The following is an 18,630-nucleotide window of genomic DNA, read 5'->3' as shown; positions in this document are numbered from 1 at the left end:
GTTGACGACGCAATGCAGGCGGCGGGTAGACTGCAGAATCAGAGGAATATGAACGCGCACGAGAAAAACGGAGGGCGCCGATGAGCGAGCGGGAACGACAGGGCATTCGCATAGCGGTGGTGGATGATCATGAGATGTTCCGCGCGGGGGTGATCGCCACGCTGCAGCCGTATTTCACGATTGTCGGGCAGGCGGCGGATGTGCCGAGCGCCATCGAGATGATTGCGGACACCCAGCCGGACGTCGTGCTGCTCGACGTGCATGTGCCAGGCGGTGAAGGCGGAGGTGGCGCGGAGATTCTGAGGAAGTCCCAGCCCCATGCCCCACAGACGGCATTCCTGGCACTGTCGGTCTCGGATTCCGCACAGGATGTGGGTTCGGTGATCCGTGCAGGCGCGCGCGGATATGTGACGAAGACAATCACCGGCAACGACCTGATCCATTCAATTGAGCAAGTGAGCGACGGATACGCCGTGTTCTCGCCGAAACTCGCCGGATTCGTGCTCTCCGCGTTCCAGGGGGCGCCGCTGAGCGACGGCATGGACGCCTCCAATGAATCGGCTGCCGGCGGCGACACCGTGGCGCACGATGCCGAGCTCGACTCACTGTCAACACGCGAGCAGGAGGTGATGCGACTCATCGCCCGCGGTTACACCTACAAGGAGGTGGGCGCCGAACTGTTCATCTCGGTGAAAACAGTGGAGACCCACGTGAGCAACGTGTTGCGCAAACTGCAGCTCTCGAACCGCAACGAGCTCACGCTATGGGCTGCCGACCGCCATATCGTCTAGGTTTGCCGCCACGGGTTAGAATCGCAAGGTAGCAGTTCACGGAAGCGAGGCGGCATGGACGATCAACGTGATCTTGAGCGGATGCTCGGCAATCTCAGGCAATTCCAAAGCGAATCGGATGCGTCGAAGGAGTCGGAGAAGAGTCCGTCAAACGCGGGCACCAGCTTTGACGCCGACGAGTTCCTTGCTGGACTCGATGCGATGTTCGCCTCGCATACCGCCAAAGACAAGGCCGACGAGTATCTGCAGCAGGCGATGGCCGACGCCGAGAACGCGCAGGACTATGCGGGTCTGCTCACCGTGCTCAACGAGACGATGGGATTCTACCGTTCGCAGGGGCGTCATCAGGAGAACCAGTGGATCATCCAGCGCGCCATCGAGCTGGCACTGCGTATGGGCCTCGAAGGCACCGAGGCCTGGACCACCACGCTCATCAACGCGGCCACATCGCAACGGGCCGCCGGCAATCTCGACCAGGCCGAGGATCTGTTCGAACAGGCACTCGACGCGGCACGCCGCACCTACGGGCCGGACGATCGCCGTCTTGCCGCCCTCCACAACAACCGGTCGATGCTGTTCAGCCAGACGCACCGCAGGCGGCAGGCAATCGATGAACTCCACGAATCGCTGAGGATCCTCGAACATTCGAGCGTGGATGCCCAGTCCGACGTGGATATCGCCTCCACCTGCACGAATCTCGCCCTCGCTATGCTCGACGGTGAGGATCAGCCCACCGACGCCGAACTCGAAGAGGCGCAGTCGCTCGCCCGTCGCACGCTCGACATCTACCAGCATGCCGGTTCCGACTCCAGCGCCCACTATGCATCCGCATTGGCCGGGGCCGCCCACGTAAGCTTCGCCTCTGAAGACTATGCCGAGGCCGTGCGGCAATACCAGCGCGCCCTTGACGTGATCGCCCGGTGTTATGGCGAGCACACCGACTACTATCGGGTCACCGCGCAGAATCTCCAGGAGGCGCAGCGCAAACTCGAGTTGACGCAATCCACCGACAATCCACATGATTCGGTGGATGACTCCCCCGCACAATCCACCGTCCACACTGATATCCACCGTTCTGCGGTGCATAATGCGAGCGTGCCGTCCACAATGCAGGCCTCCGCACAGCATTCCACGTCACCGCGAACGCTCGCCCCCGGCACCGCACTCCGCGTCGCCGAACCCGGCATGGCTCTCGCCAAAGCGTACTGGCAGGAGCTCGTCAAACCGATGATCGACGAGAGGTATGCGAGTGTCAAGCATCGCATCGCCGCAGGGCTGGTGGGTCATGGTTCCGAATGCTACGGTTTCGATGACGCGCTCTCCCGCGACCATGATTTCGGTCCGCGCGTGTGCCTGTGGCTCACCGCTGACGACTATGCGGAGTTCGGCGAGCGCCTGCAGGCAGATTATGACGCCCTCCCCAGCATGTTCCACGGTGTTTCACGCTCCGCCGCCACTCCACGCGCGCAGGGTGAGGGTCGCCGTGACGGCGTGTTCGAAATCGCCGCGTTCTTCACGCAGCTCACCGGTATGCCCCATGCGCCGGCCGACGACGAACCGCATCTGTGGCTCTCGCTCGACGAGAGCACGCTGGCGGCCGCCACGAATGGACGCGTGTTCCAGGATGGTCTCGGCGCATTTTCCAGTGCACGCCAATCATTCACCCGCATGCCCGACGATGTGCGGCTCGCCTTGATCTCGCGCAGACTTGGCATGATCTCGCAGGCCGGCCAATACAATCTGCCGCGTATGCTCGAACGCGGCGACGGCGCCGCTGCGTGGCTCTGCATCGAGCAATTCGCCGATGCCGCGTCGTCATTGGTGTTCCTGGTGAACAACCCGGCGAGCGTGGGCTATGCGCCGTACTACAAGTGGCGGTTCGCCGCACTGCGCCGGCTGAGTGCACGCCCGGCGATGCTGCTCACCGAGATCTGCGGCGAGCTCGAGCAACTGATGCGTCTGTCAAGCGCAGCCTGTTTCGGCGGCGCGGGCTTCGGCGAAGGCGGCAAAGGCGCGGCACCGAGCATCGACACAGTGAACGCGATCGTCGAGACAATCTGCGAACAGATCACCCACACACTCAATGCGCTCGGCCTGAGCGATTCCCCGCAGACCTTCCTCGAATGGCAGCGGCCGTATGTGGAGGCGCATATCACGTCGCCGGCGACCTGCCTGCACAGTCTGTAATCCACCGAAGCAAGGAATAAGGCGGCGATATGAGCACACGGCAGACGATCAAATCGATCATCGAACGCGAATGGGACCAGTTCCAGCACACGAACAACGAAGGTGGACGCGCAAGCTGCCAGGGCAACCGGCCGATGTTCGAGGTGATGCGCGCAAGCCAGTTCGCCGCATGGCCGCAGGAGCTGCTGACAAGCTACCTTGCCGACCTGCGTGAGGCCGATGCGGGCGGACGCAATCTCGTCACCGAGAAATACGCGCGCATGATGGCGTCGACGGCGCCCGAGATCTACGCGCGCGATCTGGAACCGCATCTGCCGCGATTATCCGAGGCGCGCATCGCGCAGCAGGAACGCATCATCAAGCGACAGCTCGCATGGGCGCATGAGTTCGCCGACCGGTACCCCGCACTTGGCGCGGGTATGCGCGTGTTCGACACCGCCGAGGACAGCGAGACCACCACCTCGTTCGAAACGTACCTGCGCGGCGAATTGGCCACATATTCGCAGCGCACGCTCGACCTGTACGAGCGGTTCGTGCGGGAATGCGAACGCAGGCAGGAGAATCTGACCGAGCAGATCATCGCCAACACGGTGCGTCTCGGGGGCTATACGAATCTGGACGAGGCGGAGGCGGCGCAGCGTCGCGCATAGGCGCGCATGTCGCGGTAAGAGGAATATCTGCCGAATCGGTACAGTGTTACTGTGCAGCATTTTTTCAGACAGCTTGCGTGGACCTTCGGCGTGTCCATCGTCATGATTGCGCTGTTCGCAGGACTTGGCATCGCGATGGAACCGAAATGGTCGGTGAAACCGCTCAGCATGCATCTGCAGGTTACCGAGCGCAGCACGGCGATCAAAGCGCGCGGCATCACCACCCCGCAGGAAGGCACCTACCAGGTCAGGCAGACTCGTCTGCGGCTGCCCATCTCCGGCGGCAAGACGGTGAACGCGATTCTGCGCGAGCCCGAGAATGCACCCAGCGGCCGCGCGGCATGCGTGTTCGTGCACGGTGCGGGCACCGGCAAGGCGGAGGAGGTGTACGCCGATCTTGCGAACGCGCTGGCCTCGGCCGGCATCACCACGCTCGTGCAAGACAAGCGTCTCGACAACTACACGCCGTTGCGCCGCGACTATGACTCAAGCGCCGAAGACTACCTCGCAGGGCTCAATCTGCTGCGCGCACAGCAGGGCGTGGACGCGCGCAAGGTCGGCCTGTACGCAGAATCGGAAGGCACATGGATCGCCTCGGTGATGACGCATAAGGATAGGCACATCGCATTCCAGGTGCTCACGAGCGCGCCCGTGTATTCCGGTCGCCAGCAGATTGCGATGGCGGCCACTGAATACCTGAACATCATCGGCGCGCCAGGCGGCGTCGTCGACATCATACCGCGCCTGCTCAGTCTCAACTTCGCACCGATCGGCCTTGAATATGCCGATTTCAACACAGCCGAATACCGTGATACGCTCACGATGCCGCTGCTCGTCAACTACGGTACGATCGACCCGGCCATGCCCATCGAACAGGGCGCGCTCCAACTGATCGGCGACGCCCATGCCGCCGGCAATTCGAACGTGCTCGTGCGCTACTACGCCGCCAACCACCAGATGCGCACCGGTTCCTCGCTCTCCTTGCCCGGACTGCCGCTCGACAAGGACTACACCCACAATCTCGAGGATTGGATCAACGCGATTGCCGCCGGCGCGACCGAGGACGATTGGCTGACGCCTGACATCGCGGGGGCACGCCCCTATCAGGAATATGCGATACCGGAGAACATCTCCTCCGGTCTCGTATCGTCAGTCTGGGTGCTCGTGGTGCTCATCGTGATATGTCTCGTCTCGTGGCTGCTCACGGTCGTCTTCTGCATAGGCGCATTCGTCTCACGCAAACGGGTGGAGGCGAAGACTGTTGATGACAGCGGGCACATTGTGGTGCACCGTTTCACCATGCTTTCCAAAGTGCTCATCATCACGAACATCGTTTTGCTGCCGATATGCGCGGCCGGTTTCCTCGGCTATTTCGCGTTCACCGCGAAGGCCGCGCTCTCGCTGACCGATGAGGCCACCATGCTCTCCTTCGGCTGGAGCATGCTGCGGTTGGGCAGCCTGGTGCTCATTGTCATGAACAGCTGGATGTGGGTGCGCATGTTCTTCTTCTACGGCCCCGGCAACATCGACAAGGAATACCCGAAGACGGCCATGCGCATGGCTTCCGGGCATACCGCCACCGTCGCCCTCCTGTCGGTGAGCGTGCTGTGCGCGCTGGTGCTCAGCTCGTTCTTCGGCCTCATTGGCTGAGGCATGCCGGCAGGCGCATTCATGCCTAAGACCGAATGAGAAAGCGGGCTGCAGATATGTGCATCTGCAGCCCGCTTTCTCTTATAGGCTTATTAGGTTTATAGACCTAACGGTCTTGGAATCACTCGCCGAGCGCCTTGTCGACCACCTCGGTGGCCTCCGTGAGCACGCTGTCGAGTGTCTCGGGCGAGACGAACGATTCCGCGTACACCTTGTAGATGTTCTCAGTGCCCGAAGGACGCGCAGCGAACCAGTTATCCTTCGTGACGACCTTGATGCCGCCGATCGGCGCATCGTTGCCCGGGGCCTTCGTGAGAATCTGCTCGATCGGCTCGCCGCCGAGCTTCGTGGCGGTCACATCGGAGGCGTCGAGCTTGGCGAACTTCTGCTTCTGCTCGAGCGTGGTCGGCGTGTCGATGCGCGAATACCAGCTCTCGCCGAAACGGTCCACCTGCTCCTGATGCAGCTGGGCCGGGTTCTTGCCGGTCTTGCCGGTGATCTCCGCGGCCAGCAGGTCGGGAATGATGCCGTCCTTGTCGGTGGTCCACACACGGCCGTTGAACCGCAGGAAGCTCATGCCGGAGCTCTCCTCACCGCCGAAAGCAATCTCGCCGGTGAACAGCGGGTCGACGAACCACTTGAAGCCGACGGGCACCTCCACCACCGGGGCGCCGATCGAGGCGGCCACACGGTCGATGAGCGAGGAGGAGACGAGCGTCTTGCCCACGCCGGTGTGCTCCGGCCAGTCGGGGCGGTTGCCGCCAAACAGGTATTCAACGCAGACGGCCAGGTAATGGTTCGGATTCATCACGCCCCAGTTCGGGCAGACGATGCCATGGCGGTCGGCGTCGGGGTCGGTGCCGCCCACCAGGTCGTACTTGTCCCAAGCACCGGCATTGAGCGCGTCAACCAGGCCCTTCATTGCATACTGCGACGAGGGATCCATGCGGATCTTGCCGTCGTGGTCGATTGTCATGAAACGCCAGGTGGGGTCGACCTCAGGGCGGATCACGCCGATGTTCAGACCGTACTTCTCGTTGATGAGCGGCCAGTAGTTCACCGAGGCGCCGCCGAGCGGGTCGATGCCCAGACGCACGCCGGAGTCTCGAATGACATCGAAGTCGATGACGTTCTTCAGGTCGTCCACATAGTGCTCGCGGTAGTCGAAACGCTTGACGAACTCGGACTTGACGGCCTGTTCGAACGGCACGCGCTTGACGTTGCGGAAGTCGCCGAGCAGTTCGTTCGCGCGGTTGGCGATCGCATTGGTCACGTCAGCCGGAGCCGGGCCGCCGGTGACCGGGTCGTACTTGAAGCCGCCGTCGGTGGGCGGATTGTGCGAAGGCGTCACCACGATGCCGTCCGCCAGACCCGGGCCTTCGAAGCGCTGGGTGCCGTCAGCGGCACGGTTGTGCGTGAGAATGGCCTGGGAGACCACCGGCGTGGGCGTGAAGTCGTCGCGCGAATCGATGCATACAGTCACGCCGTTCGCCACGAGCACCTCGATCGCGGTCTTCCATGCCGGCAGGCTCAGGGCATGGGTGTCACGACCGATGTAGAGCGGGCCGTCCACGCCGGCTGCCTTGCGGTATTCGGCGATGGCCTGGGAGATTGCGACGATGTGCGCCTCGTTGAACGACGTCTTGAGCGACGATCCGCGGTGTCCGGAGGTGCCGAAGATCACGCGCTGCTCGGGAACGGACGGATCCGGAACCACGTCGTAGTATGCGCCGACCACTTCGTCAACATCGATCAGATCCGCTGGGGTTGCGGGAAGTCCCGCGTTCTTTGCAACCATACTTTCCTCATTCTGTAGTGTTCAGATTGCGTATCCCGCACATCATATGCGGGAGCTGACTCCAGTCTACCGCGGATTCGCCGAACAGAAAGCCAACGACGCCAAGATATGCAATCGTTTGCACACCTGTGGCATGTCACGCCTTCGCACCGATTGCGATCACCGCAATCTTGGCTTGCCGCTCGCATCCACACGAACGGGCTGCAGATTGCCGGTCATCTCGGCATCCTGCCCGGGCGCGCGCACGATGAGCGCATTGTGATCCACGGAGAAACGGATGTGCCGGGTCGGTTTCAGCATGTCGCCATCCACCTGCGCGGGAACCGGCTTCTCCAACTGCAGTTCGGCGCTCACGCCCTGCACCTGGTCGATCGTCGAATGCACCGACAGCGGGCTCTGCTGGGCCTTGCGCGTGATCGTCTGGTGCACCACGTCGCCGAACAGATTCATCCAGCCAATGATGCCGCCGTTCGTGTCGATCACCTCGAAATCGAGCAGACCGTCGTTGAACGAGGCGTCGGGCATGAGCGAGAACACCGGAATCTCGCCGCAGTTGCCGCTCATGAACGTGCGGAACTCGACATCCTCGCGCACATGCTGGTCGCCGTTCGCGCCGGTGAGCACCACGCTCGCATGGTATTTGGGGGCGAACAGATGCTTGGCACCGGCCACGAAGTAGGCGAGCCAACTGATGTTCTTCTTGAGCTTGGGGTCGGTGTCGTCGATCATCACCGCATCGAAGCCAATGCCGGCGATGATTAGGAAGGCATGCGCATGATCCTCTTCCGGGTGGTCGAGCAGCTGCAGTCGACCGATGTCGACCTTGTACGACCCATGCGAGATCGCAATCAGCATCGCCGCCTCGAGGTCACCCACCGGAATGTTCATGTTTCGGGCGAACAGATTGCCCGTGCCGATCGGAATGATGCCCATGGCATGGTTCGTGCCGCCCATCGCACTCGCGACCGTGCGCACGGTGCCATCGCCGCCCACCGCAATCACCACGTCCGCCCCCTGCTCGAGGGCTTCGAGCGCACAGGCGCGGCCGTCCTTGTCGAGCTGCGTTTCAATGAACATGATGTCGGCGATGCCACGGTTCGTGCAGAAACGCTCAATAAACGCGCGCGTCTCGCCGGCCGTCGGCTTGCTCGGGTTGATTACGAAGGCATAATGCACCGCGTCCCTGCGGCGTTCGTTCTTGATCGTCTCCACACGACGTATGTGCAACGCGATGCGAATGCCGACGACGGCCCCCACGATCACGATGATAGCGGCGATCATGCATACGAGAATCAGCACCCACTGATTGTCACCCATTGCGCTCCTTCCCGTAGGCCAGCATCCCCGATTTTACCAAATGCACCTTTCGGGCACGTGCGGTGGTGTGTAGACCGGCGGCGAATACACGGATCACCGCCCCCGTGCCGCACCCGCGAACATGCGTGAAAAACGCTGCAATCTGTCGGCTTTGCACATTAGAGTTGAACTATGCTCGATATTCAATTCATTCGTGAACATCCTGAAGTAGTCAAGGAATCACAACGCAAACGCGGCGAATCCGTCGAACTCGTCGACGAGGTGCTCCGTGCCGACGAGGAACGCCGCTCCTCGCTCAAGCAATTCGAAGAGGCCCGCGCCCGCCAGAAGGAGATCGGCAAGCAGGTCGCCAAGGCCGCACCGGATGAGAAGGCGAAGCTGATCGCGCAGACCAAGGAGCTCTCCGAACAGGTCGCCTCGTTCAAAGCAAGCGCCGACACCGCCGACGAACAGTACACCACCGCGATGTGGCAGCTGTCGAACATCGTGGAACCACAGGCGCCGGAAGGCGGCGAAGACGACTACGTGGTGATGAGGAAGGTCGGTCAGATCCGCGATTTCGCAGCCGAGGGCTTCGAGCCGAAAGACCACCTCACCCTCGGCGAGGAGGTCGCCGGCATCGATATGAAGCGCGGTGTGAAGGTCTCCGGTTCCCGTTTCTACTTCCTGCGCGGCGATGTGGCACGTCTGCAGATCGCCATGCTCACGATGGCGGTGGATCAGGCACAGGAGCACGGTTTCATCCTTGCGATCACACCTACGCTCGTGCGTCCGGAGGTCATGCGCGGCACCGGCTTCCTCAACTCGCACGCCGATGAGATCTACCGTCTGCGCGAGCCGGACGACGACTATCTGGTGGGCACTTCGGAGGTCGCGCTTGCTGGCATGCACGAGAACGAGATTCTCGACCTGAGCGACGGTCCGCTGCGCTACTGCGGATGGAGCTCCTGCTATCGTCGCGAGGCGGGCGCCGCAGGCAAGGACACGAGCGGCATCATTCGCGTCCACCAGTTCGACAAGGTGGAGATGTTCGTCTATGCCAAGCCGGAGAACTCCGATGCCGAGCACCAGAAGCTTCTCGCGATGGAGGAGGAGATGCTCGCCAAGGTGGAAGTCCCGTACCGCGTAATCGACACGGCCGCGGGCGATCTGGGTTCCTCGGCAGCACGCAAGTTCGACTGCGAGGCCTGGGTTCCCACGCAGGGCCGCTACCGCGAGCTCACGTCCACCTCGAACTGCACGCAGTACCAGGCACGCCGACTCAACATTCGCGAGCGCGTTGCCGACGGCGGCACCTCCCCTGTCGCCACGCTCAACGGCACCTTGGCCACCACCCGCTGGCTTGTGGCGATTCTCGAGAACCACCAGCAGGCCGACGGTTCGATCGAGATCCCGAAGGCCATGCGTCCGTACATGGGCGGCAAGGAAGTGATCGAGCCGCGCAAGTGGGAGGCCTGAGCATCCCCTGAGCCGGCAATGATCTGTGCCGGCATACTTCGCAACGAGCGGGCGCATATGCCCGCTTTTTGCGTGATTGGAGACAGCTGCAGCTCGAATCTATCCCCTTTTACGCAAGAAATACCCAGCATATCTCGTACTTTTACCTTTACCTTCGCCTTCACTCTGCGTAAAAAGAGACAACAGCACGCTGAATTTGTCCCCGATTACGCACGACACACTCTTTACGCACGACACACTCTGCGTGATTGGAGACAGATTGGGCTCAGACATGTCCCGGATTACGCAAAGAGCAGCCATATGCTACACTGAATAGTCGTGTGCGGCGAGTCCGCCTGCGCATATGGATAGGTGTCCGAGCGGTCTAAGGAGACGGTCTTGAAAACCGTTGACGCGCAAGCGTCCGCGAGTTCGAATCTCGCCCTATCCGCCCGCCGGGGTTCCGAATTCGATTCGGAGCCCCGTTTTTTCATACGCGTTCCTGCCACATGCACGTTCCCGAGGTCATCGGCACATCACTCTGCATTATGCCCGGCCTGCAGTCATATCGTTTGCCTGTGCCATGTTTGCAAACTCATCTTTGTTCCGACCACCGCGGCGCAGCAGTTGTGTCATATTTGCAAATTCAATCTCAGGCCGCCCATTGACGACCGGCATAACGCGCCATATTCGCAATCTCAATCTCAGATCAGTCACTGCAAGACTTCTCGCCTGCCTTGCTGAGACCTAATCTGCAAACGAGACCATTGAGAAGCGCACAATCGTGTCGTGTTTGCAGATTCCATCTCGGGTCGGTCATCGAGAGCCCCGCAGCAATGCCATGCTTGCAAATCTGGTCTCATGGCGATACTGCAGACAAACCGCAACATGCCGCTTGGAGATCGAAATTGCAAAGACGACACCGCACACAGATACAACATGCCGTGTTGAGATTGAGCATGCAAAGGACAACACCGCCAACAGATCACAACATGCCATAAGGCGACTGAGATTGCAAGAGCGACACTCAAGGCATACACGCAACCGAAGGCACCCCAATACGATTGCGACCCTCGAGACGGGTGCATCCCCGAAGGAGCCCGGAATACAGTCGCCACATGGGAACACGCACACACCAACCCAGCGCCGAAACGGCAACGAGACCGATGATGAGAAATATCCACGATTACGTGCGCCTCACACAATCACAACGTGACAATGATAGCGGCCCGCACGTAGAGTGGAGGCATGACGATCACAGTTTCCACAGATGGCTCCGCACTGCGTAATCCGAACGGCCCGATGGGGTGGGCGTGGGCCGACCATACGGACGGCGCGCGCGACGAACACGCGCATGCGGGCGATTGTGCGGCAGGGGGCGCCACGAACGGCACGAATCAGATCGGCGAACTGTGCGCAGTGCTCGAGGCGCTGCGTGCACACCCGGGAAGCGAGCCGCTGGTCATAGAATCCGACTCGCAGTATGCCATCAACTGCTCGAGCAAATGGGTGTTCGGGTGGAAGAAGAACGGCTGGAAGAACTCGAAACAGGAACCGGTGAAGAACGCGCCGATCATCAAGGCAATCGATGCGGAGATAAGCAAGCGGGCCGGCAAAGTGAGCTTCCGCTGGGTTAAGGGTCACGCCGGCAATGCAGGCAACGAGAAGGTGGACGATCTCGCACGCGGATTCGCCGGCGATTGCGAATCCGGCGCGCAAGAGGGGTATCTGCCGAAGGAAGGTTGGCAGGCGCTGCTCGAGTCGCCGTACGCACGCGATGTCAAGGTGCCTGCGGATGCACAACTGCTGCTCGACGGCGAGATGGACGAACGCGAATACACGCGGTTGCATGCCGCCGAGGTGGACGATCTCGAGCACGGCGAGCCGAATCTGACCGAGCTCGGCGACGTGCGGACTCCGGCGGATTCCGCAGAAACCGACGCCCCTGCGGATACCGCCGCACATGCCGCGGAATCAGCGGCGGACGGCACCGACACCCCCGCAGGAGAGCCCACAGCGACGGCCGGCATGCAGCTGGCGCCCACGGGATTGGCGGCAAGCGGGCGTGTGACGCTCTCCCCTCCCCCGAACTCGAGCCCGTATTATGACGGCTCACCGAGGCGCATCCACGGGTACATCGAAGTGGACGCGCTCGTGCAGGGCGACGGCACGGTCGATCTCGAGAATGCGCGTTTCCTCATGCATCGCCGCGAGAACGGCCAGGAAACCCGCCAGTGAGACAACACGAGCGTTCGCAAGCATGTTCTAGTATGGGAATCAGATTGCGTGCATAGGCAACGCAACGTGCACACTCGCTAAGGAGAGTCATGGATAAAGCACAGCAGGATGCAATGAAGAAGGAGGCCGGCATCGAGGCCGCGAAGCTGGTCAAAAGTGGCATGATCGTGGGGCTCGGCACCGGTTCCACCGTGCGCTTCCTCGTCGACGAACTCGGCCGCCGCAAGCAGGAGGAAGGTCTGGAGTTCACCGGCGTCACCACTTCGCGCCGCACGCAGGAGCAGGCCGAGGGCTACGGCATTAAGATCGTGAACATCGACGACGTCGACCACATCGACCTGTGCATCGACGGAGCCGACGAGGTTGACAAGAACTTCAACGGCATCAAGGGCGGCGGCGCGGCCCTCCTGTGGGAGAAGATCGTGGCGATCAACTCGAACAGGATCGTCTGGATCGTCGACGCCTCCAAGCTCGTCGACGTCATTGGCAAGTTCCCGCTGCCGGTGGAGGTCATTCCGTTCGGCGCCATGCATGTGATCGAGCGCATGAAGGAACGCGGCTACAACCCGACGCTGCGTCTTGACGCCGAAGGCAAGCCGGTGCGCACCGACGAGAACAACTACGTCGTCGACCTGCATCTCGAGCGCATCGACGACCCGGCAGGTCTCAACGAGGATCTCATCAACATGGTGGGCGTCGTCGAAGACGGCCTGTTCCTCGACATGGTCAACGAGGTCATCGTGGGCGATCCGAACGGCCCGCGCACGCTCATCAATCCGAACAAGGCGTGAGCATTCGCAAGACATTCCGGTGTGTTCCGGGCAACGACCGCGTGCGGGAAGCGCGCGGTCGTTCTGTTATCGGGAGCCGAACGCCCCATGTCGTATACGGCCGCATATATGAAATTCCCGCACACATCGCTGCGTGCGGGAATTGTTAAAGCCTAGAGTATAAGACTACTTGCGCTGGTGGCGGGTCTTACGAAGCAGTTTGCGGTGCTTCTTCTTGCTCATACGCTTGCGGCGCTTCTTGATGACAGAGCCCATCTCAAGCCTCCTCTATAGATATCTAAAGATTGCAACTTGCAACAGTCTACACATGTGAGCAGACTTTCGCGCTGGGTCTACAGCGGGAACAGCTGGTAGACCGAGACCACCGAATTCTTCGTACCGGTCACGCTGAACACCACGGTGTCGTTGCGCCAGACTGCAGTGGCCTGCGTGTCGTCGGACTCGGCCGTCTTCACCTCGTAATTGCCGGTGACGTCGCCGTTCACCTTCACGACGCCGTTGGCCAGCGACGACCCCTTGAGATCACCCGTAAGCTTCGTGTACTGCCCCTGTGCCTTCTCCGAGTCGCTCCACTGGGCGACGGTGAGCTGCACGGCGTCTTTGTCGTTGCCGTTCGAATAGGTGAGCTTGTATTCCTCAATCGGGTTCGAATCGGCCCATGCATCGGTGGAATCGGCTTGGACGCGCGCGAAATTCGAAACATGGTCGGGCATCGCCCTGAGCAGTGCGGTGGCGTCGCCGGGCAACGCCTTCGCCTTCACCGTGGCCTTGGAGGGCGTCGCCGTGGGCACTGCCACCGGTTTTGCCGGCGTGCGCACCGCCCAACCCGGCCAACCGAATGCGGAGACGAGTGCCAGCACGAACAGCATCACGAACACCGCCACCACAATGCGCACGTAGCGCAGTGAATGCACGGCGGAGGTCTGAGTCGGCTGCGGCTGCCTCCGCGCCCCCGACTGTGACGTTCGCCTTCCCGCATTTGACGGGCCTTTGGAACCGCTGTTGTTTGCCATACCGCAATCTTGTCACAGCCGCATGACGGTGTAGCGGCTGCATGAAACACTGCGTGGAACACATGCGCCGCTATGCCTGTTGTATGGAATCAGATACAGTGTTGGCAGGCGATAAGGAGTGGCATGGCGAAGAAAACCGTGAACTATGTGTGCACCGAATGTGGCTGGAGCGGCGGCAAATGGTATGGCCGATGCCCGGAATGCGGCCAATGGGGCACCATCGAGGAATTCCATGAGGCTCCGGCGGCAACCGGGGCACGCACGCCGGCGCCTGGCCGCACCTCGCGCACGCCCATCTCGGTGCCGAATGTGCAGAGCGCGGCGAAGCCGATCACGAGCATCTCCACCGACACGGTGAACCGACTCCCCACTGGCTTCGGCGAGTTCGACCGTGTACTCGGCGGCGGCATAGTGCCTGGTTCGGTGGTGCTCATCGCCGGCGAACCCGGCATCGGCAAATCGACGCTGTTGCTCGAGACCGCCGGGAACATCGCGAAATCGGTAGCCGCCGCGCATAGCCGCACGCCAGACGGTTCCGATTCGGAGCCGCATGACGCGCATGCCGGCACACACGACAGCGTGCTGTACATCTCGGGCGAGGAGTCGCAGGCGCAGGTGCGTCTGAGGGCCTCACGCATCGGCGCCGTCGAGGAGAACCTGCTGCTCGCCGCGACCACCGATCTCTCCACCGTGCTCGGCCTGATCGACTCGGTTCGGCCGGCGCTGGCGATTGTGGATTCGGCGCAGACGATTGTCTCGCAGGACGTCGATGGCATCTCCGGCGGCTCCACGCAGGTGCGCGAGGTGGCGAGCGCGCTCATAGACTCCGCGAAATCGCTTGACGTGCCGGTGCTGCTCGTGGGTCATGTGACCAAGGACGGTTCGATTGCCGGCCCGCGCACGCTCGAGCATCTCGTCGACGTGGTGTGTCAGTTCGAAGGTGAATCACAGACCGCTCTGCGCCTGCTGCGCGCGGTGAAGAACCGCTTCGGCCCCACCGATGAGGTGGGATGCTTCGACATGAGCGGCGAGGGCATAGAGGAGGTGCGCGACCCGGCCGGGCTGTTCCTCTCGTCGCAAAACGAACCCGTTGAGGGCACGTGCGTGACGTTCACGTTGGATGGGCATCGTTCCCTTGCCGTGGAGGTGCAGTCGCTCGTGACCAATTCGGTGCTGCCCACCCCGCGCCGCGCCGTCAATGGCGTGGATCCGAGCCGCATCGCCATGCTGGTGGCGGTGCTCTACCGGCATGGCGGCATCTCGTTGCTGCAGAACGATCTGTACATCTCCACAATCGCAGGCGGTCAGGCGAAGGAACCGGGATGCGACCTCGCCATCACCGCCGCAATGGCGAGCGCCGCGTTGAACAAGCCAATCGCCAAGAACGTCTGCGCCATAGGCGAGATCAGTCTCACAGGGCAGGTGCGGCCGGTGCCACGTTTGGAGTACCGTCTCCGTGAGGCGCAGCGGCTGGGGTTCACGAAAGCGATCGTTCCGGCGACCCAAAAGCCGTTGAAGATGGAGGGCATGACGCTCGCTCCGGCGACGAACCTCAAAGACGCCCTCGCGTTCCTCCATCTCGCCAAGCAGCGACATTAGCCGCGGGACCGCTATTCGGCTCCCAACAGCTCCTTCGTCTCCTCGACGTTGTGCTTGAGCTCGGCCACAAGCTCGTCGGTGGAACCGAATTTGATTTGTGGGCGCAGGAAGCGTTCGAACTCCACGCGAACACGGTGCCCATACAGGTCGAGCCATTCGTCGGTGAGCGCATACGCCTCGAGCACGCGCTCGTTGAGCCCGGTGCTCTCGCTGTAGGTGGGTTTCGTGCCGATCGAGATCGCTGCCGGCCACCTGAATGGCGATTGTGCAGCCAGTCGGCTGTCGACGCGCGATGAGGAGAAGCGGTGCGAGACCACCGGGGTATCGCTTACGGTGACGCTCGCCGCTTCTACCGCCTCCCCATCGGCGGCTTTGCCGCTCAGCTGCTGCTGGTCGCGCTCGTATTCGTCTGCAGGTCCCAGATCGACGAGCCAGCCGGCATACACGCCATCCACCGGCAGGTACCCCTCCATCGGCTCGGCTATGTTCGCCGTCGGGAAGCCGATGGTTCGTCCGCGTTCCTCGCCGTGTTCCACCACACCTTCCACGGCGTGCGCGTGGCCGAGAATCTCGTTTGCCGCCTGCACGCGCCCCTGGCTGAGCAGGTATCGCACGTTCGTGGAGCTCTGGTTGCGCACTTCGCGCGCGTTGTGCTTCTTCGACCAGGCGCGTCGCTCGGCCTTGCCCAGTCCCTCCAGCGGGTCGCCGGGTTCACCCGGCTCGTTCGGCGCCGTGGGGGTGAATCGTTCCGGCACGCGCACGGTGCCGCCCTGATTGGTCACCACTTCGAGTTCGAACACGCCGGTGGCCTCGGCGAGTGTGCGAATCTTCTTGATGTCGCCTTCCAGATTCGCGCCCATGCGCGCGTCCTCGCCAAGCACGAGCATGCGCATGCCGAGTTTGCCCACAAGCTGGCCGAGGAAGAATCTGAACGATTTCTCGGAGAACGCGATGGTATAGCGCACAATGAGCACATAGTCGACGTGCATGCGGCTGAGCATGCGCAGCCGCGCGTCCACGCCGGTGATGGCCTCAGGATCATGCACGCCGGCCGGCACGTCTTTGCCTGCATGTGCCTTTGCATAGGCGTGCACGAATGCCGGGCGTGGATCGAACATGATGACCACCGAGTATGCGTCGAGCTTCCTGGCTTGGCGCACCGTCTCCTCGATGACGGCATGGTGGCCCACATGCAGGCCGTCGAACGCACCCACCGTGACCACCGATTTCTTCGATGTGCTCAATGTCGGCCATGCGACGTTGCCGTCCGCAGCTGGTGTCAAACGAAAAATATCCATATATCCTCTATTCGTTTCCCGTATTCGCAGCGAACACCGTTACCGGCTTGAATTCGTGGTGTTTCGCGCGCTCGACAATCGCCACGACCTCAGGCTCGCCATCGGCGGACCCAATGGCGGCCCACACGTGCTCGCCGTGGTGGTGTGCCGGTCGTTCATCGTCGGTCGGTGCCTGTGCAACGATTCTCCTACCAAAACGCAAATCCGCCGCCTGCGCTTCACTCACGGCGAGCACCGGCAGCGTGAGCTGTGCGGCCTGCACCATCGTGAGCAGATGCCCGGCCAAATCTTCCCCCACACAATCGAGCACCGCGCGATTGCGGGTGATCTCCTCGCCGTCGCGGTTCACGAAGGTGCGTGCCTCGGCATGCGCGCGCACAATGCGGGCGTCACGCACGCGGAACGCCCCCACCGCTTCCCTGCGCAGGCGGGTCAGATGCGCGCCGCAATGGAAATCATTGCCGAGATCGCGGGCGAGCGCGCGAATGTAGGTGCCCGCCGAGCAGGTGACGCGCACGTCGACATCGAGCACCGGCGTGCCGTTCGCGGCCTGCGTTTGCCGACCACCGAGCACATCGAACGCATGCACGGTCACCCGGCGCGCCTTGAGCTCGACATGCCGGCCTTCACGGGCCAGATCGTAGGCGCGTTGGCCGTTCACCTTGATCGCGGAGACGGCGTTTGGAATCTGCTCGATGTCGCCGGTGTATTCGTTCGCCACGGCTTCGCGCACCTGTTCGAGCGTCGGCAGCACGGCGGCCTCGGCTTCCCGCTCCACGAACTCGCCGTCGGCGTCATCGGTGGTTGTGCGCTGGCCGAAGCGAATCGTGGCGCTGTAGGTTTTCGTGTGCTCGACAATGTACTGCAGCAGACGTGTGGCATGACCCACGCCGATCACGAGCGCGCCGGTGGCCATCGGGTCGAGCGTGCCGGCGTGCCCCACCTTCCTGGTGTGCAGCGCGGCACGCACGGCCGCCACGATGTCGTGACTGGTCACGCCCTGCGGCTTGTCTACAATGAGCACGCCGTTCACCTTCGCGTCGCGTTTTCCGGTGCCCACGCCTTACTTGTCCTCGTCGTGGTCGTCGACGGTGTCGATAGTGGATGCCGGGTCGGTCGCCACCGGATCCACAGGGTCGTCGTCGGAATGCTCGAGGTCGTCGCCACTGTTGTCGAAGTCCTCGAATTCCTCCACTTCCACCACGTCGCCCGGGTATTCGGTGTATTCGTCCTTGTTCTCATGCTCCTGCTCGTCCAGTTCCTCCTCGACGGCCTCCTCGGTCTCGTCGTCGTGGCGGTATGGATCGGCGTCGCCGGCGTAGGCGGCGTTCGCGCGCATGCGGGCGAGCTCCTCGTCGCGCTTGCGTGCCAGCGAGAGAATGTCTTCGATCTCATGCGCCTCGCCAGGCACCTCGTCGAAGATGAACTGGAGCTGCGGGGTCAGGCGCAGACCGGCCTTGGCGCCCACCATGGTGCGCAGGCGTCCCTTGGCCTGGTTGAGCGCCTCCTTGGCGCGCTTGCGTTCGCCCTCCTCATGGCCGTCCCGGCTCAGCGTGGTCCAGTAGATCTTGGCGAGCTGGAGATCATTGGTCACCTTGACGTCGGTGATCGTCACGTTCTTGAGTCGCTTGTCGTGCAACGTGGATTCCATATTCGAGGCGATCACACGCTGGATGAGCGCCGCGATGCGGGCGGCGCGAGAATTGGTTCCCTGCATGGTGTTCCTTACTGTTTGACGTCCTATGCGGTTCTGCTATTCAACACTAGTCGAAAACCGCCATGTGCATTGGGTGAAAACGGCAGACGCCCGTAGCCGGGTGGGCTATGGGCGTCTGCCTGCGTTACTCGCGCGCAATCTGCG

The 18,630-nt window shown here is 62.1% G+C and carries 15 protein-coding genes and 1 tRNA gene; 9 read left to right on the top strand and 7 right to left on the bottom strand.

What is annotated here, in order from left to right; translation table 11 throughout:
- The first annotated feature begins 80 nt into the window (after positions 1–80).
- From OGI63_RS03800 to OGI63_RS03785, 4 genes are all read left to right on the top strand, one after another.
- Positions 81–791 (top strand): LuxR C-terminal-related transcriptional regulator, encoded by a 711-nt coding sequence (locus OGI63_RS03800; protein WP_004268661.1) that lies wholly within the window; start codon positions 81–83, stop codon positions 789–791.
- 54 nt (positions 792–845) lie between these two features.
- The gene (locus tag OGI63_RS03795; RefSeq protein WP_004268659.1) at positions 846–2,978 is read left to right on the top strand and encodes a DUF4037 domain-containing protein; all 2,133 of its coding nucleotides are present in this window, start codon (positions 846–848) and stop codon (positions 2,976–2,978) included.
- Positions 2,979–3,007: 29 nt separating this feature from the next.
- Entirely contained in the window at positions 3,008–3,628 is a 621-nt protein-coding gene (locus OGI63_RS03790) for a DUF4125 family protein (protein ID WP_004268654.1), read from the top strand.
- A 102-nt stretch (positions 3,629–3,730) separates the two neighbouring features.
- On the top strand, positions 3,731–5,278 hold the full coding sequence (locus OGI63_RS03785; RefSeq protein ID WP_012619709.1) for an alpha/beta hydrolase family protein: 1,548 nt from the start codon (positions 3,731–3,733) through the stop codon (positions 5,276–5,278).
- A 121-nt stretch (positions 5,279–5,399) separates the two neighbouring features.
- On the opposite strand, the gene pgm is transcribed toward OGI63_RS03785, so the two are convergent.
- On the bottom strand, positions 5,400–7,076 hold the full coding sequence (gene pgm / locus OGI63_RS03780; RefSeq protein WP_004268650.1) for a phosphoglucomutase (alpha-D-glucose-1,6-bisphosphate-dependent): 1,677 nt from the start codon (positions 7,074–7,076) through the stop codon (positions 5,400–5,402).
- Positions 7,077–7,235: 159 nt separating this feature from the next.
- The gene (locus tag OGI63_RS03775) at positions 7,236–8,393 is read right to left on the bottom strand and encodes a diacylglycerol/lipid kinase family protein (RefSeq protein ID WP_004268646.1); all 1,158 of its coding nucleotides are present in this window, start codon (positions 8,391–8,393) and stop codon (positions 7,236–7,238) included.
- Between the two features lie 171 nt (positions 8,394–8,564).
- On the opposite strand from OGI63_RS03775, the gene serS reads away from it, so the two are divergent.
- From serS to rpiA, 4 genes are all read left to right on the top strand, one after another.
- A complete protein-coding gene (gene serS / locus OGI63_RS03770) occupies positions 8,565–9,851 on the top strand; it encodes a serine--tRNA ligase (protein ID WP_004268644.1) in 1,287 nt (428 codons plus the stop codon).
- A 345-nt stretch (positions 9,852–10,196) separates the two neighbouring features.
- Positions 10,197–10,281, top strand: a tRNA-Ser gene (locus tag OGI63_RS03765).
- 797 nt (positions 10,282–11,078) lie between these two features.
- The gene (locus OGI63_RS03760; protein ID WP_004268642.1) at positions 11,079–12,068 is read left to right on the top strand and encodes a ribonuclease H family protein; all 990 of its coding nucleotides are present in this window, start codon (positions 11,079–11,081) and stop codon (positions 12,066–12,068) included.
- Between the two features lie 89 nt (positions 12,069–12,157).
- Positions 12,158–12,859: a ribose-5-phosphate isomerase RpiA gene (rpiA, locus tag OGI63_RS03755; RefSeq protein WP_004268640.1), complete on the top strand. Its 702-nt coding sequence runs from the start codon at positions 12,158–12,160 to the stop codon at positions 12,857–12,859.
- 165 nt (positions 12,860–13,024) lie between these two features.
- Here rpiA and OGI63_RS03750 read toward each other — a convergent pair whose 3' ends face one another.
- A complete protein-coding gene (locus tag OGI63_RS03750) occupies positions 13,025–13,114 on the bottom strand; it encodes a 30S ribosomal protein bS22 (protein WP_004268639.1) in 90 nt (29 codons plus the stop codon).
- Positions 13,115–13,191: 77 nt separating this feature from the next.
- Entirely contained in the window at positions 13,192–13,773 is a 582-nt protein-coding gene (locus OGI63_RS03745) for a hypothetical protein (protein ID WP_004268632.1), read from the bottom strand.
- Between the two features lie 222 nt (positions 13,774–13,995).
- Between OGI63_RS03745 and OGI63_RS03740 the strand changes: the two genes are divergently transcribed.
- Positions 13,996–15,471: a DNA repair protein RadA gene (locus tag OGI63_RS03740; RefSeq protein ID WP_004268631.1), complete on the top strand. Its 1,476-nt coding sequence runs from the start codon at positions 13,996–13,998 to the stop codon at positions 15,469–15,471.
- A gap of 11 nt (positions 15,472–15,482) precedes the next feature.
- Here OGI63_RS03740 and OGI63_RS03735 read toward each other — a convergent pair whose 3' ends face one another.
- The 3 genes from OGI63_RS03735 to rbfA are packed head-to-tail and all read right to left on the bottom strand — an operon-like array spanning position 15,483 to position 18,486.
- Entirely contained in the window at positions 15,483–16,769 is a 1,287-nt protein-coding gene (locus tag OGI63_RS03735) for a riboflavin kinase (RefSeq protein ID WP_004268630.1), read from the bottom strand.
- A gap of 7 nt (positions 16,770–16,776) precedes the next feature.
- Complete coding sequence (gene truB, locus OGI63_RS03730) at positions 16,777–17,829, bottom strand: tRNA pseudouridine(55) synthase TruB (RefSeq protein ID WP_004268629.1); 1,053 nt, start codon at positions 17,827–17,829, stop codon at positions 16,777–16,779.
- Between the two features lie 3 nt (positions 17,830–17,832).
- Positions 17,833–18,486 carry a 30S ribosome-binding factor RbfA gene (gene rbfA / locus OGI63_RS03725; RefSeq protein ID WP_004268628.1) on the bottom strand — a complete coding sequence of 218 codons (654 nt, stop codon included), beginning with the start codon at positions 18,484–18,486 and terminating at the stop codon, positions 17,833–17,835.
- Between the last annotated feature and the right edge of the window lie 144 nt (positions 18,487–18,630).

The organism is Bifidobacterium sp. KRGSERBCFTRI (genome assembly GCF_025908335.1).
The sequence above is the reverse complement of the archived record's forward strand: the minus strand, read 5'-3'. Positions and strand labels throughout refer to the sequence as shown.

What these genes read in the sequence shown, in the direction of transcription:
- OGI63_RS03740 (WP_004268631.1), top strand. Translation starts at nt 13,996, where the DNA reads ATGGCGAAGAAAACCGTGAACTATGTGTGCACCGAATGTGGCTGGAGC.
- OGI63_RS03760 (WP_004268642.1), top strand. Translation starts at nt 11,079, where the DNA reads ATGACGATCACAGTTTCCACAGATGGCTCCGCACTGCGTAATCCGAAC.
- pgm (WP_004268650.1), bottom strand. Translation starts at nt 7,076, where the DNA reads ATGGTTGCAAAGAACGCGGGACTTCCCGCAACCCCAGCGGATCTGATC.
- OGI63_RS03795 (WP_004268659.1), top strand. Translation starts at nt 846, where the DNA reads ATGGACGATCAACGTGATCTTGAGCGGATGCTCGGCAATCTCAGGCAA.
- rbfA (WP_004268628.1), bottom strand. Translation starts at nt 18,486, where the DNA reads ATGCAGGGAACCAATTCTCGCGCCGCCCGCATCGCGGCGCTCATCCAG.
- serS (WP_004268644.1), top strand. Translation starts at nt 8,565, where the DNA reads ATGCTCGATATTCAATTCATTCGTGAACATCCTGAAGTAGTCAAGGAA.
- OGI63_RS03775 (WP_004268646.1), bottom strand. Translation starts at nt 8,393, where the DNA reads ATGGGTGACAATCAGTGGGTGCTGATTCTCGTATGCATGATCGCCGCT.
- OGI63_RS03750 (WP_004268639.1), bottom strand. Translation starts at nt 13,114, where the DNA reads ATGGGCTCTGTCATCAAGAAGCGCCGCAAGCGTATGAGCAAGAAGAAG.
- OGI63_RS03800 (WP_004268661.1), top strand. Translation starts at nt 81, where the DNA reads ATGAGCGAGCGGGAACGACAGGGCATTCGCATAGCGGTGGTGGATGAT.
- rpiA (WP_004268640.1), top strand. Translation starts at nt 12,158, where the DNA reads ATGGATAAAGCACAGCAGGATGCAATGAAGAAGGAGGCCGGCATCGAG.
- OGI63_RS03735 (WP_004268630.1), bottom strand. Translation starts at nt 16,769, where the DNA reads ATGGATATTTTTCGTTTGACACCAGCTGCGGACGGCAACGTCGCATGG.
- OGI63_RS03790 (WP_004268654.1), top strand. Translation starts at nt 3,008, where the DNA reads ATGAGCACACGGCAGACGATCAAATCGATCATCGAACGCGAATGGGAC.
- OGI63_RS03785 (WP_012619709.1), top strand. Translation starts at nt 3,731, where the DNA reads ATGATTGCGCTGTTCGCAGGACTTGGCATCGCGATGGAACCGAAATGG.